The organism is Halosegnis sp. (assembly GCF_042216475.1).
In the GTDB taxonomy this organism is placed as follows: domain Archaea; phylum Halobacteriota; class Halobacteria; order Halobacteriales; family Haloarculaceae; genus Halosegnis.
The window spans coordinates 115,710-140,063 of the sequence record NZ_JBDGTV010000004.1 but is presented as its reverse complement, the minus strand read 5'-3'; the positions used below and the strand labels follow the sequence as shown (position 1 = coordinate 140,063).

The following is a 24,354-nucleotide window of genomic DNA, read 5'->3' as shown; positions in this document are numbered from 1 at the left end:
GGTAGTGTAGTGGTATCACGTGACCTTGCCATGGTCACAACCCGAGTTCAAATCTCGGCCGGTGCACTCCTCTTGACTCGAATCACCGCTCCAGCCACGCTGCTATCTCGTTCGCGACGATGGCCGGCTGCTCTCGGTGGAGGAAATGGCCCGCCTCCCGGATGCGTACGACCCGGCACCGTCTGAATGCGTCGCCAGCGTGTTCAAATAGGGCGGGGCCAATACAGCCGTCGCGAGCGCCCGACAGCAGGAGTGTCGGCGTCTCGAATGGCTGGCCCTCATCAGGAGCACGAATACCGCGGTCGCTAACGGCCGCGAGGAGGCCGCGCCCCATTGCCCGATAGTACTCGACGGCGTTGGCGGCCGTCTCGCCCGCCGACAGCGTCTCCTTCACCCGCTCGCGATGAGCGGGGTCGTCCCAGCCGGGCGACCACGACCGGTAGAGCCGGTCAACGAGCGCGAACCCATCCCGACGGAGCAGCCGGACCGCACCCGGGAGCTGAAATGTCCAGATGTACCACGAGCGGAGCAACTGCCGAGGGTGTGCGAACAGCAACGCATCGAATCGCGGCGGGACAGCCATCACGGCTGCCCGGTCGAACGCCCCGGATCGGAGCGCGGCGTACGTCGCGACCGCGCCCCAGTCGTGACCGATGATGCAGTCGGTATCGAGCGCGTTCCCGAGCGCGGCCGCGTCTGCGCCCAGCGCCGCTGGTCCGTAGTCGTCGGCGGGAGTGCCGTCACTCGGTCCATAACCGCGCATGTACGGCGCGAGTAGCCGGTAGCCGTCGAGTTCCGCCGCGAGCGCGTCGAACGTCCGTGGCTCGTCCGGGAAGCCATGGAGGCACAATAGTGGCTCGCCGGTGCCGTACGCGTATCCCTCGAACCGGCGACCGTTCGCCCGGACGGTAAGCGTCTCGGGGGCGTCCATCGTGCCGGCCAGTCGTCACCCGGTGTTATAGCGGTGGGGGCCGACGCCCCGATATGACAGTCGTCGCGCTGTTGAGTGTCGCACCCGTAATCGAGGGGAGCATGGCCAGTGAGGTGGCGAAGGCCGTCGCCGCGCTTGATGAGTTCGACGTTACCTACGAGACAAACCCGATGGGGACCGTCATTGAAGCCGAGGATATCGAGGAACTGATGGCCGCCGCGACGGCCGCACACACGGCCGTCGACGCCGATCGTGTGAGCACGTTCCTGAAGATAGACGATAAGCGTACCCGGGAGTACGAGGCCAGCGAGAAGGTCGACCGGGTCGAGTCTGAACTTGGCCGGCCGGCCCGCAGCGAGCGGTAGCAAAGAGCCTGAAGTTGGTAGCGCCGCCGAACGGACATTGCCTTTTGTCTCGACACGCTACGTCCGGGTATGGAAAGCATCAATCGGATGGCCCTCGAACTCGTTGACGAGGCCATCGACTTCGCCGACGAACTCGCCGTCGAGGCGTTCGAACTTGAGTCAGGCGCGACGGTCCTCGACTTCGGCGTCGACGCGACCGGTGGCTACGAGGCTGGGCTCCTGTTGGCCGAGATTCAGACCGGTGGACTCGCGACCGTCCAGACTGAATCGGGTACCGTCGCAGACGCCCCGATTCCGCACGTCCGGCTCCATACCGACCACCCGGCGCTGGCACTTCTCTGCTCGCAGAAGGCCGGCTGGGAGATGTCGACGGACGAGTTCGAGGGACTTGGTTCCGGACCGGCCCGCGCACTCGTCGCTGAGGAGGAGGTGTTCCGGCGAACCGGCTACGCCGACGCCTGCGAGTTCGCCACGCTATGTCTGGAGGCCGACGAATTGCCCGGTGACGACGTTGCCGAACACGTCGCCGAGGCCTGCGAGCTGGAGCCTGGCTCTGTCTTCTTGCCCGCATTCCGCACCGACTCCATCACGGGGAGTGTAGCGTTGGCGGCACGGGCCGGCGAGATGGCGACGTTCCGGCTAGCGGAACTTGGCTACGACCCGCTCGATGTGTTAACAGTCCACGCGAGTGCGCCAATCGCGCCCGTGGCCGATGACTACGAGACTGCCGTCGCGCGGACGAACGACGCGCTTGCGTATGGAGGTCGAGTCCATCTCACCGTCGACGAGCCATTCGACCGGTTCGATGAACTTCCCTCGACGGCGAGTGAGGCGTACGGCCGACCTTTCGCTGACATCTTCGCGGACGCTGACTGGGATTTCTACGAGGTGCCGACGGACGTATTCGCGCCCGCACAGGTGACCGTCGATGTCGTGGGCGGCGAGACGCACGTACTCGGGCGGCCTGACGAGACGCTCGTCGCCGAATCGTTCGGGCTGTGAGATTCAAGATCATCCCACCGGCACCCGACTCACTCGATCGCCTCCGAGCCGTCCACGAGAGCGTCCCTATCGTTCCCGACGCCGAGGAGTCCTGCTGCCGTCGGTTAATAGCCGACGCCGACGTCCCCGCGCAGGACGAGGCGAAGGAGTGGCTGACGTTCTGTCGCGCGCTCGGGTTGGCCGAAGAGGGGACACGCGGCTACGCTCGGGTACGCGACGGCTGGGACCCGGAAATGCTGCCGACCCGGTTCCGCGAGCGAGTGTACGCCGCCGATGAGACGCTGACGGTGCTTGCGGACGCCGACGGGCCGCTGTCAGCTGAGGCCGTCTTCGAGCAGCTCCGCGACCGGATACCCGCGTGGGAGCGGGCCCGCAGCGCTGACCCGACGGCGACGTGGCGCGAACGGGTCGACCGGCTGCTGTCGTGGACAGTGCTATTCGGACTCGCCGAGCGGGTCGAGGGAGGCTACCAAACGGGGTGACGCGTCGCGTCAACGATATAAGCCGTCACGTGCATCCCGAGAGCGTGTACGAGGCCGTCCTGTTCGACGTGGACGACACGCTGTGTCGCTACCGGCGGAGCGCCGACGAGGTGCTGGCGGCCGCCTTCGAGCAGGTGGGGGTAGAGCCGTACTTCGGTCAGGCGGAGTACCACGACCGATACCCCGAGTTCGTCGACGACACCGAAGATGTTCGCGAACTGCGTCGGGAGTGTTTCGCGGCCATTTCTGCCGACGCCGGGTGCGATCCGGAGCTGGGCCGTGCAGTCGCGCGCGCCTTCGCCGCCGAGCGGGACCACTCGAATGTCGAGCCACTGCCCGGCGCGCTCGAGGCCGTCGACCGACTCGCGCGCGACCACCGCGTCGGTGTCGTGACGAACGGCGCGCCGGCGATGCAGAAAGCGAAGCTGCGCGGGTTGGGGCTAACCGACGCCTTCGAGACGGTGGTCCATGCCGGCTACGACGCGCAAGCGAAGCCCCATCCGGAGCCGTTCGAGCGGGCGCTGGCTGATCTGGGAGCCACCCCCGACCAGACGGTACACGTTGGCAACTCTCACGCGTCGGACGTGACCGGCGCGCACGCGGCCGGTCTCGCCTCCGCGTGGCTCGCGGGCGAGGACGAATCCGGTGACCCAGCGCCCACCTACAGACTCCGGTCGATGCGCGAGCTCGCGGAGCCGCCCTGGCGTGACTACTGAACCGGAATCCGGCGGACGGTCGAGTCGGAAGCGGCGGCCTGCTCGCGGAGCCGGCGGATGCGCTCGTCCATCGGCGGGTGGGTCGCCAAAAGCCGGGTGAGCGTTCCTTCCTCGTCGCCGTGGATGTACAGCGACGAGAGCAGGCCGCTCGCGGCCGTCGCCCGCTTGATGCGCGCCAATGCCGAGGCCAGCGCCGCAGGATAGTCGGTGAGGGTAGCGGCGGTGTCGTCAGCGGCCAGTTCACGGCGCCGCGAGTAAGCCCGCAGGAGCACCGTCAATCCGAACAGCAGGAGAACAGCGACGGAGCCGACAGCTGCGCGGGCGCGAGCCGTCGCTGCCTCCCGCATCTGTCGGTCTTGACCGCGGGCAAGCGCGAACGCGCGGGCCAGTCCGACCGCGAGCAGCAGTGCCGGTAACAACACGACGGCGACGACTCCGGCGGCCGTCGAGACGAGCGTCGCGCCGAGCGTCTGCACCAGCCCGTCGCGGGCGTCCAAGTGAGCAAGTTCGTGTGCCAGGATGGCCTCAAGTTCACGAGCGGACAGGAGCCGGAACAGCCGCGCATCCAGTACGATAACGCCATCAGAAGGGCCACCCAGTGCAAGCGCGTTCGGTGCCTCCATTCGGGCGACACACACCGTCGGTGTGTCAACGCCGAGCCGGTTCGAGAGCGCGCCGAGCCGGCGGTACAGTTCTGGCATCTCCCGCCGCGAGAGTGGGTCGGCGCCGAGTGACCGAAGGATACCAGCGGTGCCAAACGCGTAGGAGGCATACCCGAGTGCGGCCGTCGTCGCGACAACGACCGCCACCGTCAGGAGCGGGTCGGGTCGGCGTCGCCAGACGAACAGCAGTCCGCGCCAGACCACGTAGGCGCTGGCGGCGTAGGCGACGAGCGTGACGGCGCCAGCGACGACGGCGAGTAGGCGCGCAGCCGGGCGGCGCATATCTGAGACGCAGACGCCCGAGCCCAGAAAGCGTTACTCGGCAGGCGTCACGTCGGTGACAGTACCGACACCTTTGCTTGATCCTTCGCGGAAGACGAACCGCTGGCCCTCCTCGACGAGGTATGGTTGGAATTTGAAGCGGATGCGAGCAATGCCAGAGTCGCCAGGCAGTAATTGCCCTTCCGCAGGGTGGATCGACGCGGCCTCGCTCACGGTCTCGAGGTGAATCACTGGCTCGTACCCGTCGTCGATGCGCGTCGGATGATTGAGCACCATCACTTCGGCAGTGAACTCGCGGACCGGCGTCGGCGCTGAGTCACGGGGGACCAGCACCATTCCCCGTTCGATGTCGGCCTCCTTCACCCCTTTAAGTGCGATACCGACGATACGGCCGGCCCGCGCCTCGTCAACCCGGTGGTAGTGCATCTCGATACTCCTTGCTTCGACCTCTCGGAAGGAGCCGTCGGACATCGGGCCGAGCAGGAGTTCATCGCCGGCCTCAACACGGCCTGTGCGGACGGTGCCTGAGGCAACGGCACCGACCCCCGTTACAGAGTAGGTCCGGTCGACATACATCGAGAAGTCGCCGTCGGCGTCGTGGTCTGTCTTGGGGAGCCGCTCGAACAGCTCGTCAAGCACCGGGAGCCCGTCCATCGTCACCGCGCTCGTCGTGAGCACGGGCACCACCTGTTCGTTTATTTCCTCGATTGCGGCGTCGACGCCGTGGCGTTCGATCGACAGCGGCGTTCGGTCGGCATCACGCAGCAGCCGCTCCACCTCACGTTCCACCTCAGCGACCCGCTCGTCGCTCACGGCGTCGGCCTTTGTCACTGCGACGACCGTCGGTAGCTCGGTGGCAAGTAGGATACCGAGGTGTTCGCGGGTTGTCTTGGTCGGGCCATCGTCGGCCGCGACGACGAGCAGCCCGTAGTCAAGCTTCTGACCGACGAGCCCGCGGATGGTGGTGCGGAGCCACGGTTCGTGGCCGACGGTGTCGACGAAGGAGACCAGCCGTTCGGCCTCGCGCACAACAGCCGCGCGGTCGGACTTGCGGTCTGGATTGTCCATCCGGATGGGGCCACCCCGCTCGTCGAAGCCGTAGACGCCGTACGAGAGGTCCGCCGACAGCCCTCGCTCTACCTCGTGGGGCTGGACATCGAGGAATGAGCGCGTGCCGCCCTGGCCGTCGTCCGGCTGGCCGGTGACCAACGAGCCGACCAGTGTTGATTTGCCATGATCGACGTGGCCGGCCGTCCCAACGACGATATGGTCATCATCGGTGTCGAGAACGGCACCTTCGCGGAGTGTAGCGACGCCGACGATTCCGTCGGTGTCGCCTGCGTCCCATGTCTGTACGTCGTCAATGTGGGCGCCAGCCTCCTCGGCCAACAGCGACAGGACATCCATCGTCTCGGAGAACGCGTCTGGCTGGATGCCCGCCACGCCGCCGTCATCGGTGACACCGACTACGTAGGTAGCCTCCCCATCGCCGGACAGCACCCGGTGGCGTAGTTGGGCGGCGAGCGACTCGAGCCGGCCCTCGGAGAGGTGGAGGTCTTTGGTCAAGCGCTCCTTGAACTCGACGCTGCCGCCCTCCTGTTCGCCCCGGGCGAGGGCGCGATCGAGGACGGCCCGGTCGGCGCTCATTGCTGACTGCTAACAACCCGCCGACCAAAAGCCTTCCTCGGCGGACAACGCGGGGGTTCGCGACCGCTACCGGGCGTTCGCACGCTCAAGCGCCTCAAGAAAACCGTCGGCGTAGCCGGCGTCCGTCACGTGGTCAGCCGCCGCCTTCGCCGTCTCGTCGGCGTTTGCGACGGCGTACGACTCGCTTGCGACCGCGAAGGCCGCAGCGTCGTTCTCGCTGTCTCCGATCGCAAGGAATTCCTTGGACTCGCGGCCGAGACGCTCGGCCGCGCTCGCGAGGCCCGTCGCCTTGTCGACATTTGGGCTCTTGACATGGTATGCGTAACCTGTGTCGATTACCTCCTGACCGTGGGCAGCCGCACACTCCTCAAGCGGGCCTAAGGGGCGGTCACGGGCCACCGCGACCTCTGTCTCCCGCCAGTAGTTGACAAGATCCGGCTGTCCCCAGCCGAGGTCGTGGCCCGCCGCGCGGTAGTCGTCGGCGGTCGCCGCCGCGGCCGCCGGGTCACCGTTGTAGACGATGCCTTCGGCGTCGCCGCCGCCGTACTCGCCACCAGGGGTCCGCTCGCACAGCGTGACGCCGCCGTTCTCGGCGACGACGCGCCGCGGGACGGACAGGAAACCACACAGCGCGACCGGGAACGGGAACGCCTTCCCGGTAGCGATAATTACCGGTGCCTCCTCGGCGTACGCCCGCAGCGCGTCACACACCCTCGGGTCGAGCCCCCCTTCGGGCTGAGTGAGCGTCCCGTCGATATCGACAATAAGTGGGCGCATACGTGCGGGTGGCGACGTGGACTGAAAGCTACTCGGTCAGTCGCTCATAGGCGGCCGTGACCCGCTTGAACTGTTCCTCGTCGCCACCGCGGTCGGGGTGAGTCTCTTTCACTTGTTCCCGGTAAGCACGCCGGACAGCCGCCTCCTCGGCGCCGGGGTCGAGCCCGAGCGTCTCGTAGGCCTCTCGCCGGGACGGGCCCGGGTCGGGATCTGGGGGCCGGCGGCCACGCGCGCCGCCATCGGCCTGTCGCGTCTCGCGGTCGAATCGGCTCTGGGCGTCGCCGAACCGCGGACCGGCTCCGAATCCACCGCGGTCTGTGTCGCCCTGGTCTGTGGCACGAGCGCGAGCGGCCTGCCGACGCAGGCGCTCGCGGAGCCGGCCGGAGGCGTGCTGCCAAAAGAAGTACGTCGCGGCGGCGAAGGGAATCGCGACGAACAGCACGACGAGCTCCCGAAATACGGCCGCGAGGACGACGAGCAGCACTGTCATCCCCGCAAACACCCCCGCGAGCCCGACGACGAGCGGTGACCGGTTCACGGGCGTCGTACGCCCCCGGTCCCCGTAAGCATCTCGCCCTGAGACTTTTCACCATCCGTCTGATAGTCGTTCACATGAGCGTCTCGGGAGGCTGCGAGGTCTGCGCCACAGGGGATGCCGCCTTCGGCTGTGACCGCTGTGGGAAGCTTGTCTGTGACGAGCACTATGACCGCGAGACGGGCTACTGCACGGAGTGTGCCTCCGAGCTCAAACGACCGGGCGAAGCCACCTCCGACAACGATGAGTGGCGTGACGGTGTTGACACCTACCGGATTTGACACCCTCCTCACGCTGACGCGAAAGGATTCCCGACCGCCGTTGGGATATTGTGGGTACGACACGACCTGTTCCTGTGGGGCGACTCTCCCTAATGATAAATCAGACTGGCGTACCGATGGCTGTGTCAATCAGCCGGTGCTCCTATCCTATGACGGACTCGGAGTTCCCGTTGCTCCCATATTCGCCGCCGCATTCAGGTCGCTGTTAGCGATTAATCCACAGTTCCCGCACACGTACAGTCCACGCTCAACACGGTAAAAATCCGCTTCTGTGCCACACACAACCCGCCCAGCACCGCTCGTGTGCTGCTTGTCGGCGCTGTCCGTTGCGCGGTCAGCGGTGCTCATTGAGTTGAGACTTGAGCCGGCGGGCCGCCGCGCCGACCGCCCGGAAGTAGGCGTCACCATCCTCGCTGTCCTCGCCGGCGAAGATGATGCCTCGCGAGGAGTTAACGAGGCCAACACCGTCTGCGAGCCCATGCGCGATGGCGGCCTCGGCGTCGCCCCCCTGTGCGCCCACACCTGGCACGAGGAACGGGAGCTTCGGCGCCAGCTCGCGGACAGCCGCCAACTCCTCAGACGCTGTGGCGCCGACGACTAGTCCGACGTTCCCATCGTCCCACTCTGCCGCACGACGGGCGACGTACTCGTATAGCTTCGTGTCATTGCCGACGGTAAGGTTCTGGAAGTCACGTGCGCCGGGATTGGAGGTGCGCGCGAGCACAAACACGCCGGCGCCGTCATGATTGAGGAACGGCCGAATCGCATCTTCACCAAGGTACGGGTTGACCGTGATGGCATCCACCTCTTCAAGAACGCGAGCGTACTGGCGGGCGGTGTTACCAATATCGGCCCGCTTTGCGTCCAGCAGGACCGGGATGTCCTTGCCGTGGGCGTACGCAATCGTCTCTCGAAGCGCGCGCCAGCCGTCGGCGTCCTCGTAGAACGCGGCGTTGGGCTTGTAGCAGGCCGCATGCTCGTTGGTCGCGTCGATGACCCGTCGGTTGAATGCCCATCGCGGGAGGTCTGCGTCAATGAAGTCAGGAAGCCGGCCCGGATCGGGGTCGAGGCCAACGGAAACGACGCTATTGGTCGCGTCGATGCGAGTCGCAAGGTCGTCGAAGAACCCCATCGTCAGCAGGTGGCCGCCGCCATACTACAACGTTGCGACTCGCGGGGTCAACCACAAGTTCCCCGGCGCCGTCGTATTCGTATGGAGTTGCGTGCGGTCGGGTTCGACCTCGATGACACCCTCGCCGTCACGGAGCGCCCGCGGTCAGCGCTGCTTGCGGCGGCGACCGACCGCGTCGACGCGCCGCCGCTCTCGCGGCGCGATTACCTCGCGGCCCATGACCGTTACAGCGACGCGACGACCCGTGAGCCGGTCTTCGCGGCGCTACTCGAGGATCGAGACACCGAGACAGATCCCGCGGCGCTTGCGGCAGCCTACCGATCGGTACTCGCCGAGTCGCTCACCCCTGTCGGCGACGTGGCCGGCTTACTCGCGGCGCTGGGCGACCGCTATCGGCTCGGTCTGCTCACTGACGGACCGGTCGGTACGCAGCGCGGCAAGCTCAATCAGCTCGGCTGGAGCAAGCTGTTCGACGTCATCCTCGCGACGGGGGGGCTCGCGGCGCCCAAGCCGGATGCCCGGGCCTTCGGCGCACTGGTAGATGGACTCGACGTGCCGGCGGCAACGGTCGCGTACGTCGGTGACCACCCGCAGAAGGACGTAGTCGGAGCCCGCGTAGCCGGATTGGTGCCCATCCAAGTGTGCTACGATGGCGGACCCGACGCACACCCTCAGGCGGCCGCAACCGTCCGTCGCGCCCGGCTTGTCGAGGAACTCCCGGGTGTGCTGGCGTCGCTTTAGCCGAACTGCTCCTCGTAGAGTTCCTGAGCGTGTTCGATAGCGTCGTAGGCCGCCTGCCGGTCCTCGAAGCCAAGCGTCTCGACTTCTTTGCCCGCCTCAAGGTTCTTGTAGGTCTCGAAGAACTCAGCAATCTCGTCGAGCTGCTGTTGAGTGATGTCCTCGAGGTCCTCGATGTGGTCAAAGCGGGGGTCCTCACGGGGGACCGCAATGACCTTGTCGTCCTTCTCGCCATCGTCGTCCATCCGCATCAGTGCGACCGGTCGAGCCTCGATAACACAGCCCGGGAACGTCTGGTCCTCAACGAGTACCAGCACGTCGAACGGATCCTCGTCGTCGTAATACGACTGTGGGATGAATCCGTAGTCGCCGGGATAGTGGACGTTCGAGTGGAGCACCCGGTCGAGCATTACGCCAGGAATGTCCTTGTCGTACTCGTACTTGTTGCGATCGCCTTTGAGACACTCTACAACGGCGTAAATCTCCTCGGGGGCATCCGGGCCCGTCTCGAGGTCTGCCCAGAGATTCGTCATCATCTGCGGTCCGACGGGCGGCCAAAAACTACTTTCGGTTGGTCACGCTTGCCGTAGCGGCCGTCTCGGCGTATCCGAAAGCCTCTAATTATTAACGAGTTTACGGGTGTTGTAACGCTCCGTGCGCTGACCGGGCATGAGACACGCGCGGAGGGTTATCCCAAACCATGTCAGAGGCACAATCAATTTCGGCAGACCCCGGTACCGCAAGCGAACTTACGGCGTTCCAGCGTAACATCCTCACTATCCTCGCAGAGGAGGCCCGCTACGGGCTTGCCATCAAGCGGGAACTGGAGGAGTACTATGGGACGGAGGTAAACCATGGGCGCCTGTACCCGAATCTCGACGATCTCGTCGAACTCGGTCTTGTTGAGAAGAGTGAACTCGACAAGCGGACCAACCAGTACGAACTCACCGAGGCAGGCGCCGAGACGCTACTCAACCAGTTCGCCTGGGAGTTCGAGAAGTTCACCGCTGACGAGACGCGCGCAACCGCCCTCAAGGAACTCCTCGAATAGTTAGTCGTCGAGCGCCAACTCCCGGGCCAGCTCGACCGACTCGGCTACCAGCGCACGCTGCTTGTCGTTTGGCCAGCCGTTGCGTGGGTAGTACTCCGTGAGGAACTCCTCGCGTTCTGCGGGCGTCAGGTCCTCTATTGGCTTCGCGTAGTGGTTGCCGGCGAAGTCGGCCAGTCGATGGGCGTTGAAGCCGTGAACCTCGCCGTGACGCTCGGAAACCGCCTCGGCGACCGCGCGATTGTGCGCTTCGACAGTCTTCCACTCGTCGCTGTCGCCGGTGCCAGACAGCTGTATTTCGACGGCCTCCTCGGGGTCGACCCGTTCGACAACTACAGTTCCCTCGTCGTCAAGCCACGATGTTGGGTGACAGACGAGCACCTCGGCGGTATCCTCCGAGCGGACACGGGCAACATAGCCGTGTTCAGCGAGCAATTCGTCGCGGCGCGCGCGGTAGCGGTCGGCCTCTGTCTGTCCCGTGTACCCGTCCTCGAAGGGACTGCCACGGGTGACTGCCTCGTCGTTGGTGTGAGCAAGTCGAGCGTCGGCCTCCCGAGCCAGCCGCGTCAGCCGCTCGGCCTCGTCGATGATGTCGTCAGGCAGCATCGAGTGCGTCGTTCGCCAGTTCATCCGCCCGCTCGTTTATCTCCCGCGGAACGTGCTCGAGGGTCCACTTGTCGAACTCTGTGAGTAACTCGCGAGCGCGCACCCGCTTCTCCCGCAGCGCCGGCTCGTTCACGTTCCACTCGCCGCGAACCTGCTTGACAACCAATTCGGAGTCGCCGCGGACATGGATCTCCTCAAAGCCGTGGTCGGCGGCTACCTCGAGCGCCTTGATAAGTGCGGCATACTCCGCACGGTTGTTCGTCGTCTTCCCAATTCGCTCGCCCCCCTCTGCGATGATACCGTCGCCCGTGACGACGGCGTAGCCGACCGCGGCGGGCCCGGGATTGCCGCGGGAGGCGCCGTCAAAGTAGACGTGTGCGCGGCCGCCGTCCTCTCGCAGGAGGCCGACAAGTTGGGCGGTGTCGCTCCCCTGGACAACCACCTTGTCATCGTAGGCAACGGCCGTCGCGCCGGCGTGGCTCGCACGCCACCGCTCATGGTCGGTGTTGCCGTCCGCGACGGCGATCCCAGCAGCCGTCAGCCGGTCACGAGCCGTCTCGGGGTCACACGCAATCACTGGCACGTCCAACTCTCAGAGAGCCGGGTCGTTAGCCGTTCCGTTCCCGCGGCTGGGTCAGGAACCCCCTATACTTTTATACCAGTAACAGCCGTCGGGCAAAGATGTATGACACGGCCGAGCCGCGAGCGCCAGCGTGAGTCGGAGACGGTCGACGAGGACGAACGCGAGTCCGAGACCGAATCCGGCTGTCCCGACTGTGGGGCCGACGCGCTCGTCAGCACGGGGGACCATGAGACCGTCTGTGACGAGTGTGGACTCGTCGTCGACGAGTCGAACATCGACCGGGGACCGGAGTGGCGCGCGTTCAACCACTCCGAACGTCAGTCCAAATCTCGGGTGGGGGCGCCCACGACGGAGACGATGCACGACAAGGGGTTGACGACGCAGATCGACTGGAAGGACAAGGACGCGTACGGCCGCTCGATCTCTTCGGAGAAGCGCTCACAGATGCACCGACTGCGGAAATGGCAGGAGCGCATCCGGACGAAAGATGCCGGCGAGCGGAACCTCCAGTTTGCACTCTCCGAAATCGATCGGATGTCCTCGGCGCTGGGAGTCCCCCGGTCGGTACGGGAGGTGGCGTCGGTCATCTACCGGCGCGCGCTCGACGAGGATCTCATCCGTGGCCGCTCCATCGAAGGAGTGTCTACAGCGACGCTGTACGCCGCCTGTCGGAAGGAAGGCATCCCACGATCGCTGGAGGAGATAAGTGAGGTGTCTCGCGTCGAGCGCAAGGAGATCGGCCGCACTTATCGCTACGTCTCGCAGGAACTCGGCTTAGAGATGGAGCCCGTCGATCCGAAGAAGTACGTTCCCCGGTTTTGTTCTGACCTGAACGCGAGCGAGGAAGTCCGCGCGAAGGCCAAAGAGATAATCGACACCACGGCCGAACAGGGGCTCCTGTCGGGCAAGTCGCCGACAGGATACGCCGCGGCGGCCATCTACGCCGCTTCGCTGCTCTGTAACGAGAAGAAAACACAACGAGAGGTCGCCGACGTCGCACAGGTCACCGAGGTCACCATCCGCAACCGCTACCAGGAGCAGATCGAGGCAATGGAGCTGTACTGACACCACAACGTTCGAGACGCCAGCACTCGTTCTACCTGTGTGTTCACCGACGACCGGAAGCTTGCCGACCTCGACGAGATTCCCCGTGACTCAACGCTGCTCGTCACGCTTCGCCAGGGGTTCGACGAACAGGAGGCGCTCCTGATTCAACTCGCCGACGGGGTCGCCTGCTGGGAGAACACCTGCCAGCACTGGACGGACGTCCGCCTCGACAAGGGGTCGGGTGCGCGCGTAACGGACGGGGAGATATGGTGTCAGAAGCACGGCGCTACGTTCGCGGCGACGGACGGCGAATGCACCCATGGCCCCTGTGAGGGGGCTTACCTCACCGAGGTCGACGTAACGGTTCATGAAGGGGCCGTCTACCTGACCGACGACGACTACGAGTTCGCCCACCGCGGGCCAAGTGACGACATCGACCTCTCCTCACGGGGGCGAATCGACTTCTCAGGCACATAACCGTCAGAACTCGGCGGTATGGGAGTGAACCCACAGCTCGCCGATACGCGAGAGCCGTGTCCGATACGATTTCCCTTGTTCCTCCTGTTCGATGTATCCTTTGCCGCCAGGGCCGAGCCGGTCGACATTGTAGATGACCTTCGACCGGAAGGAGTCGGTGTACTCCTCGCCCAGTTCGCGCGCCAGCGTCTCTGCGAGGTCGCTCACGGACTCGAACTCACCGTGTTCTCCCAGCGTGAACAGGATGAGCTCCTCGAATGGCTTCACATTGGAGAAGGAGGCAACCGGGAGTTCGACGATGTGGCTGCCGTCGAACTCCTTGGCGCCGATGGTCGTCCCGCGCTCGTCGAACTCCGCGAGCAGGTCGCGGGCTGTCTCAAGCCGCTCCCGTACTCGGGCGTCGTCGGCCTCCCCTGCAAGCACGTCATCAAGCAGTTCTGCGCCCGCGCGCAGTTCCTCAGCGAGCTCCGTCTCGAGGTACTTCTCGGGAGCGGTGTAGTAAGTGTGGACACGGTCGCGGTCATCGGCCCGCTCGACAGCAATCGAGTGGGCAGCGGTGGCAAAGGCAAACGAGACGACCCGCGGCATCGATGAGACGTTCACCCACACCTCGTTGCCGGCGTCCAGTTCTGCGTTGATGAGATCAAACGCCTGTGCGAATGCGGCGTCGTAGTCGTAGACATCGCTAACGCCGTACCGCTCCGTCTCGGCACCGAGTAGATTCTCGAAATCCTGCTCGAGTTTGCCCCCGAGGTTCCGGGAATACTCCACGTTCGCCTCGCTCCCCACCGCCCCTTCTAGCAGGACAACCCGGTCGACGGTGACCCGGTCGCGCACGAGTGGGGCGATGAGCCGGTCGTAGTCGAAGCCGACCGGCACTATGTGCGTCTGCATGCCCCTGGCTTCGGCGGAGCTGGACAAAAGGGTTCGTTAGTCCGCGCGCACCCGGAACACGGCGGCAGCCGCCTCTTGAGACCAGCCTAGTCAGCTACCCACCGCCGAAGGGGTGAACGTCCGCGCTGGTAGCGTTGTGACGAGGGATTTGTGTCATCAGCGCGCCGGTACGGTTTTGCCGCTGAGCCGATTAGGAGTAGTGTCACGGCCCGTCGTGGCCACACATCACCCATCACGCCCCTCCCGGGGCAGTTCATCACATCATGCAAGACACCGCGAAATATCTCATCCACGCCGACATTACAGCTAACGGAGTGGTCGAGCGCTCCGACGTCGTTGGCGCCATCTTCGGTCAGACCGAAGGATTGCTTGGCGACGACCTTGACCTCCGTGACCTGCAGGACTCGTCAAAGGTCGGCCGTATCGATGTCGAGATCGACTCCGAGCGGGGCCAATCGTTCGGCGAAATCACTATCGCCACCTCCCTCGACAAAGTAGAGACAGCCGTGCTGGCGGCCGCCCTCGAGACCATCGAGCGGGTCGGCCCCTGCCGATCGACGGTTGATGTCTCTGCCATCGAGGACGTCCGGGCGGCAAAGCGCCGCGAGGTGGTCGAACGAGCAACCACACTGTTCCACGAGGCGTTCGACGACTCGATGCTGTCGAGCCAGGAGCTTGTCGAGGAAGTTAGACAGGCCGTCCGCGTCGAGGATATCACGGAGTACCGAGGGTACCCGGCCGGTCCCCGGGTCGCCGACTCCGACGCCGTCATTGTCGTTGAGGGGCGCGCTGACGTGCTCCAGCTACTTCAGTATGGTATCAAGAACGCCGTCGCAGTCGAAGGGACAAATATCCCCGAGCCCATCGCGGCACTCACCCGCGAGCGCACCGTGACGGCGTTCCTCGACGGCGACCACGGCGGCGAGCTTGTCCTAAAGGAGCTGGCACAGGTTGGCGATGTCGACTACGTGGCGTTCGCGCCACCGGGGCGCTCCGTCGAGGACCTCGACCGCGGCGCTGTTCTCGCGGCGCTCCGCGAGAAGACCCCATACGAGCAGGTACACGAAGGCGACGGCGAAGACGCCACCTTCCGGGACCGTGCCGACCTCGCGCCCAACAGCACGGACATCAAGCCCGAGCCCGGAGGGACCCAGATAGACGAAGACGACGACACCGGAGCGACGGAGTCGTCGCCCGAAACCGACGAAGAGCCGGCAGAAGAACACGAGTCGACTGCCGACGGAGACGACGTGACGGCGAGCGAGGAGTCGGAGGTTGAGACACCTCCAGCCGACGAGACACCCGAGACGCTCGGTGGCCACGTGAAGGCAGTTATCGATGAGGAAACAGGACGGGTTCGTCTGCTGGACGAGGCGTTCGGCGTCCTCGCGGAAGGCGACACCGACGAGGCGTTCACGCTCGTGCGGGACACCGAAACTGTGCCGTCGGTTATCGTGCTGGATGGAGAACTCAGTCAGCGAGTACTCGACGTGGCCGCTCAGCGAGGCGTCGACCAGATACTCGCCGCGGCGACCGGTGAGTTCGTCAAGCGGCCGGCGGGTGTTCGCGTCCGAACGGCCGACGAGCTACGACAGCCGGCGGAACAGTAACACGCCGTCGATGTCGCCGAATCGGTCGGGAAGTCGCTTGCGCTCCGTGAAGCCGAGCGATTCGTAGAAACCGCGAGCGGGGGCGTCGACGGCGACGACGACACTGACCTCATCGTAATCCGCGTGACGGGTGGTGAGCCACTCGACGAGCGATGTCCCGACGCCACAGCGACGGGCATCCTCTGCGACGGCCAACTCCGCGAGGTAAACGCTGCTTGGCGTCGCGTCGTGAGCGCCGGGGACGGCGAGCGCATAGCCGACGATCCCGCCGTCGTCGGCGACTATCACCTCGCCGGGCCCGTCTACCGCGACGGCCGTCTCCAGCAGCCGGGGCGCGCGGCTGGGGAGCAGTTCTTGGAGGTAGCGGACAGCAGGGGCGTCAGCCGGCACGGCAGGCCGAATCACAGCAATGTGACGAGCGCGCCGCTGGCGACGGCGCCCGACAGCGTCGCGAGGAAGTTGACGCCCTGGTTGCCCAGTCGGTCGCCCTCGATTGTCGCGCCCAGCAGGCTGTCGACGGTCATTCCGACGAACCCACCGAGGAGAACGACGCCCGCCGCGGCCGGCCCGAGGTCGAAAGCGATGGCCGCAAGGCCGGCGATGATACCGGCGCCCAGCAGGCCGAACAGTTCACCCTGCCAGGTCACGGCGCCGTCGGTGCCGGGGGCGACGGGTTCCAGCGTCGTGACGAGTCGAGGGTGGTCGAACAGGCCACCGAACTCCGAAGAGAACGTGTCCGCGAGCGCAGCGGCGACGGCACCGGCATATGCGAACCGGAATGCAGGGGCAGCGGCGGGCACCACCCCTTGACTGGCTGTGAACGCCACCACTGCGCCCAACGCTGCAGCAGAGTTCGCGAGCACGTTGCCAGAGCCGCGAGCTCCCTCGTTGTCCTCGGCGATGCCGCGGGCAGCTTTCTCTTCGTATCGGTACTTGGCGGCGAGTCCTCCCAACCCGAAGAACGTCACCAAGAGTGCAAACCAGCCGTAGCCCCCGAGCACGATAGCGAACAGCGCCAGCAGGACGCCCGTCAGCATCCCGGGGACGCTCGCCGTCCCGAGCGCGTAGGCGACGTAGCCCAACAGAACGGTGACCGCTAGCCCGATCGCCAGCCTGAGCGGCGGTACGGCCACATCAAGGGCGACGAACAGCCAGAGCAGGAGACTCACCGAGACGAGCACGAGCGGGTCGTCTCGCTCGAATAGCATCGCGCGCAGTAGCCCCGCGCCGACAGCCGCCGTCGCCGCGAGGAAGACAAGCAGCGTCGGTGCCGGCGAGGCAGGCACGATGAGGGCACCGCCGGCCTCGACGACAAGCGCGGCGTAGGCGCCGACGAGGCCCCAGAGTAACGCGCCGACGCCGAAGGCAGCGGTAGCGAGAAACTCGTGCGAGAGCCGGCTCCCGACAGCGACGGTGGCGATGCGACCGCCGGTGAGCGCGAAAACAGCCATGGCGACGACAGGCGCGGGGAGCGACGATCCGGCCGCAAGCGCGGACAGGCCGGCTCCTGCAAGTGCGAACCCACCTAGCCCGAACAGCCGCCCCTCCTCGTAGTCGCCGCGGCGCGCGAATAGGTCGAACGCGCGGCCGCGGTCGGCAAGAAACAGCGCGTAGCCCGCGACAGCAAGGAACGGCACCGCCGCCAGCACCGCGGCGGTGCGGGCGGTCGGCCCGCCCTCGACGGCTGGCGCGGCCAGCGAGCAGAGGCCCACGGCTGCGAACGCAACCGCGCGCTGCAGGTCAGACACGACACACGGTTCCCCCGACGACCACTTAACGGTCCCGAACGGGAGAAACGCCGACGCTTTCCGCGCGGACGCCGAAGCGCCGGTAATGAGAGACGACACCCTCGTCGAGTGGCGCGAGTGGGGGCCCGAGGCGTTCCGCGAGGCCGAGCGGACGGGCAAGCCACTCCTGCTGTCGCTGTCGGCGCCGTGGTGTGTCGCCTGCGACGAGATGGACCGGACTACGTACGCCGACCCGCGGTTCGCTGGCCACCTGAAGGATGGGTTCGTCCCCGTCCGTGTCGATGTCGACCGTCAGCCGCGCGTTCGCGAGCGCTACAATATGGGCGGCTTCCCGTCGACGGTGTTCTGCACGCCCGAGGGTCGCATCATCACCGGCGCAGGCTATCTCGGACCAGAGGGATTCCGGTCGGCAATTGACACCGTTCGAGAGACATGGGATGCCAGCGGCACCGAGGCAGGGAGCGTTCCCCGTGCGCTCCGCGACCCAGAGCCACCACGCGGCGCCGTCACGGCAGAAGTGGAAGCCCACTTCGTCGAGCAGGTGGCCGCTGCTTTCGACGAGGAGTTCGGCGGCTGGGGGACCGACGCGAAGTTCCCACTCCCTAGGACCGTTGAGTTCGCCGCCAAGCGCGATCGCGACCGGGCCGAGCGCACGCTGCAGGCCGTTCAGACCCACCTGTATGACACGTACGATGGCGGCTTTTACCGCTACGCTGAGAACCGCAACTGGGGCGGCAAACTCCACCGCGAGAAGTTGACCGACGAGAACGCTGCCCTCGTGCGGGCGTTCGCAACCGGCTACCTCTACACCGGCGAGGAAAGCTACCGGAAGACGGCCGAAGGGACCGTCGAGTACCTCACAACCGACCTCTGGACGGGCGAGGCGTTCGCCGGCTCCCAAGCCGGCGGCGACTACTACACTCGCGAGCCGAGCGATCGAGAAGGGGCAACACCGCCGCGGATTGACGCCACCATCTACGCTGACCGCAATGGGCTCGCGGCGGACGCGCTGTTCCGATTTGGTGCCTACACCGACGATGAGCGGGCGACCCGCTACGCCGAGCGGGCACTCGAGTACGTGCTCGACACTCTCGAGGACGACGGAACAGTGCGCCACTTCGACGACCAGGCCGCCGAGACGGGGCTCCTGCTCGACGGTGCACGGGTCCTGCTCGGGCTGACCGCAGGCGTGCAGGCGACCGGCGCTGACCACTACCGTCGGGCGGCCCGCCGGGTGGCGGACGCCACGCTCGACCTGCAGGCCGACGACGGCGCATTTCTCGACGGCCCCAGCGGGGACGTGGGGCTGCTCGACCGGCCGCTCCGGCCGCTGGACGCCAATGTTGAGTTCGTCCATGGCCTGCTCGACCTGACGGCCATCACCGGCGAGGAGCGCTACGCAGAGGCCGCCGAGGCGGCCCTGGCGGCCTTCGCGGGCGCAGCGACCCGGATGGGCGCGGATGTCGCCGACTACGGCGCCGCCTGCGCCCGCACTGTCTACGACCCACTTGTGGTGAAGACGCCTCCAGCCGGCACGGACCTCCATCGCGCGGCCTGGCGCGTAGCTGACCATGAGAAGGTGGTCGTCCCGACCGACCGCGCTGACGCCGTCGTCATCCGGGGTGACGAGCGGACCGAGCCGGCGACCACCCCGGAAGCGCTGACTGAGCGGGTCGCAGCCGCCCGACCCGGCCGACTCGACAATTAAACGTGCGACGTGTTTATACAATGGTAGTGCGTGGGGTGTAGCCGATGGCCGACCTCCGCGACCTCGGGCTCTCTGAGTACGAGGAGCGCGTCTACCGCGCGCTGCTCGACACTGGCCCGACAACGGCGAAGGAGTTGTCTCGCGACAGCGACGTGCCGATGGGCCGCATCTACGACGTCTTGAACGCCCTCGAGGGCGACGATCTCGTCCGCTCGCAGTCTGCGAGCCGTCCCAAGAAGTACGCCCCCGTCGAGCCATCGACCGCGCTCGACAGACTGCTTGAGGAGAAGCGGCGCGAACTCGACGCAAAGAAACAGCAATACGAGTCTATCGTCGAGGAGTTACAGGGACAGCTGGACACAGCGACACCGCCAGCCGAGCGATTCTGGACGGCCGCGCTCGGCGGCGAGGAGACGGCCGACCTACTATGTGAGCGGCTCGACACCGCCGATGAGTCAGCCGTGATGGTGCTGTCCGCCCAGACCCCACAGCTGTTCGATATCGACCGATACGGGACGGAGATACTGGACGCGCTCGTCGCTGGCATCGACCGAGGAGTGGAGGTTCGCCTGCTGATGCGCCGCGAACTGGTAGCCGAACTCCCGGAGGAGATCGGCGCCCGCTACCGGGCGTCGCTAGCAGACCACGAGCGGTTCTCCGTGCGGACAGCCCGGGAATTATCGGGGACGTTCACACTCATCGACGAGACAGAGACAGTCGTGGAGGTACCGCATCCGCTGGACCGAGCTGAGACGTTCGGCGTCATCGACCTCACGGACCGCGAGTTCGCCGCATCAGTCCGCGAGGCGTTCGAGCCGCGCTGGCGGGCAGCCGAGCCGCTGTCGCTTTAGTTGTGCATCTCCTCGCGGAGTTGGCCGAACTCCGCAACCCGCTCGGCGTGGGCGTTGTGCTGGTGAATGGACTCATCATTCGACTGCTCCATCCGGAGCACGGCATCATCCTCGACATCGAGCTGCTCGACAGCCAACTCCGCCATCGCGCGCACACAGTCCTCGACAAACTTTGCGTCCGCATGGGCCTCGTATGTCATGTAATCCTCGTCGGGCCGCTTGGCGTAGTTGTAGATGCGCGCCGACATTGAGTCACGGGCAATGTCGATGAGATCGTGGAGTTCGACCGCGGGAGTACCGCTCGTCTCGACGGTGAGTGTGGCGTGGCCCCGCTGGCTGTGGCCCGGCTGGGGTACCTCGTCGAGGAACGCTTCGGCGGTCTCCTCGTCGACTCCGAGGTCAGCGAGCGTCTCGCGGGCTCGTGCCTCGCTCATCCCCTGCGAACAGGGACAGACGGTCATCCCGACGACGTGACAGCCAATCTCCTCGCGGGTACCGTCCTCGTCTGCGGCCGCGCTGGCGATAATGTCGGCAGTCGCCTGTGTCGAGCGGCCCGAGGCCGGTGTGTCTTCGCGGATGACGTACTCGGCCTCCATCCGGACCTCCGCCCGGGATGTATAGTCGTGTTTGTCCATCAGCCGCTCTGCGACGTCGCCACAGATGTCTTCCACCCGCTCGCCCGGTTCCGCGACGGCCTCCTCGAGTATCTCGTCGACGACCTCCATGTTGCGGGACATGTCGATACCCTTCCGCCACTTCGGCAGGTCGACGTAGACCTCGAACTCCGCCATCAAGACGATGGGCCGGTCGGCCGCACGGTCGAGCTTGACGAGCTTCTCCACCCCGGTCACGCCAACCCGGTTGAGGCCGACGCTCACGTCCGGACGGTCCGCCTGTACGTCCGGCAGTTGCTTACTCATCACCGGATTCAGGAGTGGGTAGCGTTTAGGGGTTTCCGTCGACTGCTCACTTGAGCTTCTCCAGCGCGGCGAAGAAGTCGAGTTCCGGGCCGGTAACCCGAACCGGGTCGGCACTGGCGCAGACGGTCACCGCTGCGGGTGGGTCGACAGTCGCGCGTGTCCGCCCATCTGCGACGGCGTAGGCCGTCTCCGCACCCGAGACAGCGACCCGCACCGCGGCATCGGGGGCAACGACGAGCGGCGGCATCGACCCATCGGCGCACATCTCGGTGACGATCAGCCCCGCGGCGTCTGGGTGAACCAGCGGTCCGCCCTCCGAGAGGTTGTACGCTGATGAGCCGGTGGGCGTCGCCACGATAACGCCGTCGGCATGAGTCCGCGAGTATGTCTCGCCATCGACCCGCACCTCGACATCGACACCGTTGCCGTGGCCCCGCTGGGGACCAAGCACGGCCACTTCGTTGAGCGCCGCCGGTAGCTCTACCCCTGCCCCGCTCGTCTCGACGCGCGTCAGTTCCCGATAGCTGGCCTCGCCGGCGCGGATAGCCTCGACTGTCTCAGTCACCGTCTCGACGGCTGCCTCTGGGGCTACAACATTGAGGAAGCCGACCTCGCCAAGGTTTACCCCCAGCAGCGGCGCGGAGCCAACCCGCCGAGCCGTGTAGAGGAACGTGCCGTCACCACCGATGGAGACGACCAGCCCGTAGTCGGCCATCGCCGAGGGCGCGACGCCCGCGCGGCCAAGGCTACTTGCCGTCTCCGGGTCCAGTGACACGGGGACATCAAGCGCCGCCGCGATGTCGGCTGCAAGGCCGACTGCCCGCTCGTCTCCCTGCTGTGCGACGACGCCGACGTGCATCATCGGAGGTTCGACGGGCCCTCGAATAAGCCTCACGACGCGCTGTGACGACCGACCACACTTATCAGCCTGCGATTGCAAGTTCGTCCATGCATCGTCCGGAGGTGACCCCGGCGTGAGCGACGACGGGGACGCCGACGAGGAAGACTGGTTTGAGGCCGCCCTCAGAGGGGACGACGAGGCCGAAACCGAAACCGAGGCAGAGGCAGAGTCCTCGCCAGAGCCGGACCTGGAGCCGAACACCGACGACGAGGTGACGGCCCAAGAGACCGGAAACCCCTTCGAAGAGGCAGGCGGCTCGTCCGACACCGATCCATTCGGCGGTGGAACCAGCGGCAGCGATCCATTTGCGGACGCCGGCAGCGGCGGCGCCGATGCCGACCCCTTCGGTGGCGACTCAGCCGGCGAGGATCCCTTTGGCGGCGACTCGGCTGGCGATGACCTGTTCGACGACGACTTCGGCGCTGCCTTCGAGGGGGGCGGCGGCGAGGAGTTTGATGAGGAATTCGAGTCGGACATCCCACGCATCGACACCGGCGTCGAAGGTCTCGACGAGATGATTCAGGGCGGCGTCCCCGCACGGGCGCTGATGGTCGTCATCGGCTCTGCAGGGACGGGGAAGACCACCTTTGGCCTGCAGTTCCTCCGACACGGTCTCAACCACGACGAGAAAGCCGTCTATATTACCCTTGAGGAAACCCGCGAGGCCATCCTTGACGCTGCCAGCGAGAAGGGATGGGACTTCGAGGCGCACGTCGACGAGGATCGACTCGCCATCGTTGACCTCGACCCCGTCGAGATGGCCAACTCGCTGTCGTCGATTCGGAGTGATCTCCCGCGGCTCATCGACGACTTCGGTGCCGAGCGACTTGTGCTCGACTCCGTCTCACTGCTCGAGATGATGTACGACGACCAGGCCGAGCGCCGGACGGAGGTGTTCGACTTCACGAAGGCACTCAAGCAGGCCGGCGTCTCGACAATGCTCACCTCCGAGGCCAGCGAAGGAAATCCGTACGCCTCCAGACATGGCATCATCGAGTATCTTACCGACGCCGTCTTCGTCCTTCAGTACGTCCGCTCGGAGTTCCAAGAGACGAGACTGGCTGTTGAGATACAAAAGATACGTAACGCCAACCACTCCCGCGAGACCAAACCCTACGAGATCACCGAGAAGGGGATCTCTGTCTACCAGCAGGCGAACATTTTCTGACAGCCCTGCCGGGACACCTTCCCAGCCGTCCACTCGACAGCCAGAAAGAGAGGCGGCAACCGTTACCGACTGTTGGCTGCTCTTGGGTGTGACTTCCTAACGAGCAGCCATGCCGGTCGCCGAGAGAGACGCCGAGCGGCTCGTTACCGACACAAGCTACGTCGCCCACGTCGCGACCACGACTGACGGCAATCCGCGGGTCGCGCCCGTCTGGTACGCCTACCGCCCCGAGGCCGGCGTCGTCGAATTCCTCGGCAGTGGCCGGAAGGTGGCAGACCTCCGCGAGAACCCGAAGGTGGCCCTGTCTGTCCGGAATCCCGAGGAGGATTGGCACGTCTCTATCCGCGGGACAGCGACGGTAATCGAGGATGTCACAGAGATTAACGCGGCGGCCGAGCGCATCCTGCCGAAATACCTTGAGGGCGACACCCCCGAGGCATGGGGGGTCGCCGGCGAGAAACATACCTTCGACCCAGAGGACGTGCTCGTGCGCGTCGATGTTGGGACAGCTGTCGCCCGCGACGCGTCGCTTTAGTCGTCGACGCCGGCCAGCCCGTCGGCGGTAATACGGAAGCGTGCAGCATCCCCAGCCGGCTTCGAGCGGTGTTTCTCGAGGGTGGCTCGGCGGTTACCGCCGCGGAACCGCTCAAGTCGCACCACAACGCCCGACCAGTGGGTGAGCGTATGGCCCCCGAGCGGCCGAACGCGGTCGCTCTCGCTGTCTGGGTCGGAAAACACCTGGTTCGTAATGACGACCGCGAGGTCGTGCTGCCGGGCAAGCCCGAGCAGGTGGGTGACCTGCCGGGCGACGGCCCGGAGTGTCTCACCGTTGTCGGCGCCATCCCGCTCCAGCCGGTAGAAACCCGTCGCGGAGTCGAGCACGACGAGCTCTGCCCGGTCAGCGAACTGTTCGGCATCCCGAACCGCCTCCTCTTGCTCGGTAAAGTCGACGGCGTCAGAGATGACCACCCGCCCGGCGACATCCTCGACAGTCTGATTGGCGCTGACCCGCGAAGAGACGAGCTGCTCGAACCGGTCGACGGAGACCCCCTCTGTGTCGACATAGAGGGCGGTGTCACCGGCTGCGGCCGTCTCGACGGCAGCAGCCAACGCGAGATTCGTTTTGCCAGCCGCCGGCGGGCCGTACAACTGGGTGACGGTCCCCCGCTCGAAGCCACCGCCGAGTAGCTCGTCGACCGTCTCACAGCCCGTCGGAATCGGCTCGGTCACGGCCAGCGATTCG

29 protein-coding genes are annotated in these 24,354 nt (G+C 65.9%); 14 read left to right on the top strand and 15 right to left on the bottom strand.

What is annotated here, in order from left to right; all coding sequences use genetic code 11:
* Positions 1-82 precede the first annotated feature (82 nt).
* A complete protein-coding gene (locus ABEJ63_RS02275) occupies positions 83-931 on the bottom strand; it encodes an alpha/beta fold hydrolase (RefSeq protein ID WP_375794726.1) in 849 nt (282 codons plus the stop codon).
* Positions 932-984: 53 nt separating this feature from the next.
* Between ABEJ63_RS02275 and ABEJ63_RS02270 the strand changes: the two genes are divergently transcribed.
* The 4 genes from ABEJ63_RS02270 to ABEJ63_RS02255 all read left to right on the top strand — a co-directional run bounded on the left by ABEJ63_RS02270 (position 985) and on the right by ABEJ63_RS02255 (position 3,496).
* Positions 985-1,296, top strand: coding sequence for an MTH1187 family thiamine-binding protein (locus tag ABEJ63_RS02270; protein ID WP_375794725.1), 312 nt, complete (start codon positions 985-987; stop codon positions 1,294-1,296).
* A 69-nt stretch (positions 1,297-1,365) separates the two neighbouring features.
* Entirely contained in the window at positions 1,366-2,298 is a 933-nt protein-coding gene (mch, locus tag ABEJ63_RS02265; RefSeq protein WP_375794724.1) for a methenyltetrahydromethanopterin cyclohydrolase, read from the top strand.
* Positions 2,295-2,780: a hypothetical protein gene (locus ABEJ63_RS02260; protein WP_375794723.1), complete on the top strand. Its 486-nt coding sequence runs from the start codon at positions 2,295-2,297 to the stop codon at positions 2,778-2,780. The genes mch and ABEJ63_RS02260 overlap by 4 nt, the downstream gene beginning before the upstream one ends.
* Before the next feature lie 29 nt (positions 2,781-2,809).
* Positions 2,810-3,496, top strand: coding sequence for an HAD family hydrolase (locus ABEJ63_RS02255; protein ID WP_375794722.1), 687 nt, complete (start codon positions 2,810-2,812; stop codon positions 3,494-3,496).
* Here ABEJ63_RS02255 and ABEJ63_RS02250 read toward each other — a convergent pair.
* The 4 genes from ABEJ63_RS02250 to ABEJ63_RS02235 form a co-directional block, all read right to left on the bottom strand.
* On the bottom strand, positions 3,490-4,440 hold the full coding sequence (locus tag ABEJ63_RS02250) for a M48 family metallopeptidase (RefSeq protein ID WP_375794721.1): 951 nt from the start codon (positions 4,438-4,440) through the stop codon (positions 3,490-3,492). The two genes, ABEJ63_RS02255 and ABEJ63_RS02250, sit on opposite strands and share 7 nt — an antisense overlap.
* Before the next feature lie 33 nt (positions 4,441-4,473).
* Positions 4,474-6,087 carry a GTPBP1 family GTP-binding protein gene (locus ABEJ63_RS02245; RefSeq protein WP_375794720.1) on the bottom strand — a complete coding sequence of 538 codons (1,614 nt, stop codon included), beginning with the start codon at positions 6,085-6,087 and terminating at the stop codon, positions 4,474-4,476.
* Between the two features lie 66 nt (positions 6,088-6,153).
* The gene (locus ABEJ63_RS02240) at positions 6,154-6,864 is read right to left on the bottom strand and encodes an HAD hydrolase family protein (RefSeq protein WP_375794719.1); all 711 of its coding nucleotides are present in this window, start codon (positions 6,862-6,864) and stop codon (positions 6,154-6,156) included.
* A 28-nt stretch (positions 6,865-6,892) separates the two neighbouring features.
* Positions 6,893-7,402, bottom strand: a complete 510-nt coding sequence (locus ABEJ63_RS02235) for a J domain-containing protein (protein ID WP_375794718.1) — start codon at positions 7,400-7,402, stop codon at positions 6,893-6,895.
* A gap of 74 nt (positions 7,403-7,476) precedes the next feature.
* Here ABEJ63_RS02235 and ABEJ63_RS02230 point away from each other — a divergent pair, with 74 nt between their 5' ends.
* Positions 7,477-7,680 carry a hypothetical protein gene (locus ABEJ63_RS02230; protein ID WP_375794717.1) on the top strand — a complete coding sequence of 68 codons (204 nt, stop codon included), beginning with the start codon at positions 7,477-7,479 and terminating at the stop codon, positions 7,678-7,680.
* Between the two features lie 334 nt (positions 7,681-8,014).
* Here ABEJ63_RS02230 and pyrF read toward each other — a convergent pair whose 3' ends face one another.
* Positions 8,015-8,812, bottom strand: a complete 798-nt coding sequence (pyrF, locus tag ABEJ63_RS02225; protein ID WP_375794716.1) for an orotidine-5'-phosphate decarboxylase — start codon at positions 8,810-8,812, stop codon at positions 8,015-8,017.
* A gap of 81 nt (positions 8,813-8,893) precedes the next feature.
* Here pyrF and ABEJ63_RS02220 point away from each other — a divergent pair, with 81 nt between their 5' ends.
* On the top strand, positions 8,894-9,553 hold the full coding sequence (locus ABEJ63_RS02220; RefSeq protein WP_375794715.1) for an HAD family hydrolase: 660 nt from the start codon (positions 8,894-8,896) through the stop codon (positions 9,551-9,553).
* Here the strand turns inward: ABEJ63_RS02220 and ABEJ63_RS02215 are convergent.
* Positions 9,550-10,083 (bottom strand): inorganic diphosphatase, encoded by a 534-nt coding sequence (locus tag ABEJ63_RS02215; protein WP_375794714.1) that lies wholly within the window; start codon positions 10,081-10,083, stop codon positions 9,550-9,552. The two genes, ABEJ63_RS02220 and ABEJ63_RS02215, sit on opposite strands and share 4 nt — an antisense overlap.
* A gap of 167 nt (positions 10,084-10,250) precedes the next feature.
* On the opposite strand from ABEJ63_RS02215, the gene ABEJ63_RS02210 reads away from it, so the two are divergent.
* Positions 10,251-10,601, top strand: a complete 351-nt coding sequence (locus tag ABEJ63_RS02210) for a PadR family transcriptional regulator (RefSeq protein ID WP_375794713.1) — start codon at positions 10,251-10,253, stop codon at positions 10,599-10,601.
* Here ABEJ63_RS02210 and ABEJ63_RS02205 read toward each other — a convergent pair whose 3' ends face one another.
* Both ABEJ63_RS02205 and rnhA read right to left on the bottom strand, forming a co-directional pair.
* Entirely contained in the window at positions 10,602-11,204 is a 603-nt protein-coding gene (locus ABEJ63_RS02205) for a rnhA operon protein (protein WP_375794712.1), read from the bottom strand.
* Complete coding sequence (gene rnhA, locus ABEJ63_RS02200; protein WP_375794711.1) at positions 11,194-11,787, bottom strand: ribonuclease HI; 594 nt, start codon at positions 11,785-11,787, stop codon at positions 11,194-11,196. The genes ABEJ63_RS02205 and rnhA overlap by 11 nt, the downstream gene beginning before the upstream one ends.
* 102 nt (positions 11,788-11,889) lie before the next feature.
* Between rnhA and ABEJ63_RS02195 the strand changes: the two genes are divergently transcribed.
* Together ABEJ63_RS02195 and ABEJ63_RS02190 are read left to right on the top strand one after the other, a co-directional pair.
* Positions 11,890-12,852 carry a transcription initiation factor IIB family protein gene (locus ABEJ63_RS02195; RefSeq protein ID WP_375794710.1) on the top strand — a complete coding sequence of 321 codons (963 nt, stop codon included), beginning with the start codon at positions 11,890-11,892 and terminating at the stop codon, positions 12,850-12,852.
* Positions 12,853-12,891: 39 nt separating this feature from the next.
* On the top strand, positions 12,892-13,311 hold the full coding sequence (locus tag ABEJ63_RS02190) for a Rieske (2Fe-2S) protein (RefSeq protein WP_375794709.1): 420 nt from the start codon (positions 12,892-12,894) through the stop codon (positions 13,309-13,311).
* 3 nt (positions 13,312-13,314) lie between these two features.
* Here ABEJ63_RS02190 and ABEJ63_RS02185 read toward each other — a convergent pair whose 3' ends face one another.
* Positions 13,315-14,205 (bottom strand): DUF6293 family protein, encoded by an 891-nt coding sequence (locus ABEJ63_RS02185; protein WP_375794708.1) that lies wholly within the window; start codon positions 14,203-14,205, stop codon positions 13,315-13,317.
* A gap of 263 nt (positions 14,206-14,468) precedes the next feature.
* Here ABEJ63_RS02185 and dnaG point away from each other — a divergent pair, with 263 nt between their 5' ends.
* Entirely contained in the window at positions 14,469-15,815 is a 1,347-nt protein-coding gene (dnaG, locus tag ABEJ63_RS02180; protein ID WP_375794707.1) for a DNA primase DnaG, read from the top strand.
* Here the strand turns inward: dnaG and ABEJ63_RS02175 are convergent.
* Positions 15,792-16,220 carry a GNAT family N-acetyltransferase gene (locus ABEJ63_RS02175; protein WP_375794706.1) on the bottom strand — a complete coding sequence of 143 codons (429 nt, stop codon included), beginning with the start codon at positions 16,218-16,220 and terminating at the stop codon, positions 15,792-15,794. The genes dnaG and ABEJ63_RS02175 overlap by 24 nt on opposite strands.
* Complete coding sequence (locus ABEJ63_RS02170) at positions 16,217-17,563, bottom strand: TIGR00297 family protein (protein ID WP_375794705.1); 1,347 nt, start codon at positions 17,561-17,563, stop codon at positions 16,217-16,219. Before ABEJ63_RS02170 ends, ABEJ63_RS02175 begins: the two co-directional genes overlap by 4 nt.
* 85 nt (positions 17,564-17,648) lie before the next feature.
* Here ABEJ63_RS02170 and ABEJ63_RS02165 point away from each other — a divergent pair, with 85 nt between their 5' ends.
* Positions 17,649-19,271: a DUF255 domain-containing protein gene (locus tag ABEJ63_RS02165; protein ID WP_375794704.1), complete on the top strand. Its 1,623-nt coding sequence runs from the start codon at positions 17,649-17,651 to the stop codon at positions 19,269-19,271.
* A gap of 44 nt (positions 19,272-19,315) precedes the next feature.
* Complete coding sequence (locus ABEJ63_RS02160) at positions 19,316-20,122, top strand: TrmB family transcriptional regulator (RefSeq protein ID WP_375794703.1); 807 nt, start codon at positions 19,316-19,318, stop codon at positions 20,120-20,122.
* Here the strand turns inward: ABEJ63_RS02160 and mptA are convergent.
* Positions 20,119-21,042 carry a GTP cyclohydrolase MptA gene (gene mptA / locus ABEJ63_RS02155; protein WP_375794702.1) on the bottom strand — a complete coding sequence of 308 codons (924 nt, stop codon included), beginning with the start codon at positions 21,040-21,042 and terminating at the stop codon, positions 20,119-20,121. The two genes, ABEJ63_RS02160 and mptA, sit on opposite strands and share 4 nt — an antisense overlap.
* A gap of 46 nt (positions 21,043-21,088) precedes the next feature.
* On the bottom strand, positions 21,089-21,901 hold the full coding sequence (locus ABEJ63_RS02150; protein ID WP_375794701.1) for an NAD(+)/NADH kinase: 813 nt from the start codon (positions 21,899-21,901) through the stop codon (positions 21,089-21,091).
* Positions 21,902-22,016: 115 nt separating this feature from the next.
* Here ABEJ63_RS02150 and ABEJ63_RS02145 point away from each other — a divergent pair, with 115 nt between their 5' ends.
* Together ABEJ63_RS02145 and ABEJ63_RS02140 are read left to right on the top strand one after the other, a co-directional pair.
* Entirely contained in the window at positions 22,017-23,111 is a 1,095-nt protein-coding gene (locus ABEJ63_RS02145) for a KaiC domain-containing protein (protein ID WP_375794700.1), read from the top strand.
* A 109-nt stretch (positions 23,112-23,220) separates the two neighbouring features.
* Positions 23,221-23,646 (top strand): pyridoxamine 5'-phosphate oxidase family protein, encoded by a 426-nt coding sequence (locus ABEJ63_RS02140; RefSeq protein ID WP_375794699.1) that lies wholly within the window; start codon positions 23,221-23,223, stop codon positions 23,644-23,646.
* Here the strand turns inward: ABEJ63_RS02140 and radB are convergent.
* Positions 23,643-24,341 (bottom strand): DNA repair and recombination protein RadB, encoded by a 699-nt coding sequence (gene radB, locus ABEJ63_RS02135; RefSeq protein ID WP_375794698.1) that lies wholly within the window; start codon positions 24,339-24,341, stop codon positions 23,643-23,645. The genes ABEJ63_RS02140 and radB overlap by 4 nt on opposite strands.
* Positions 24,342-24,354 lie beyond the last annotated feature (13 nt).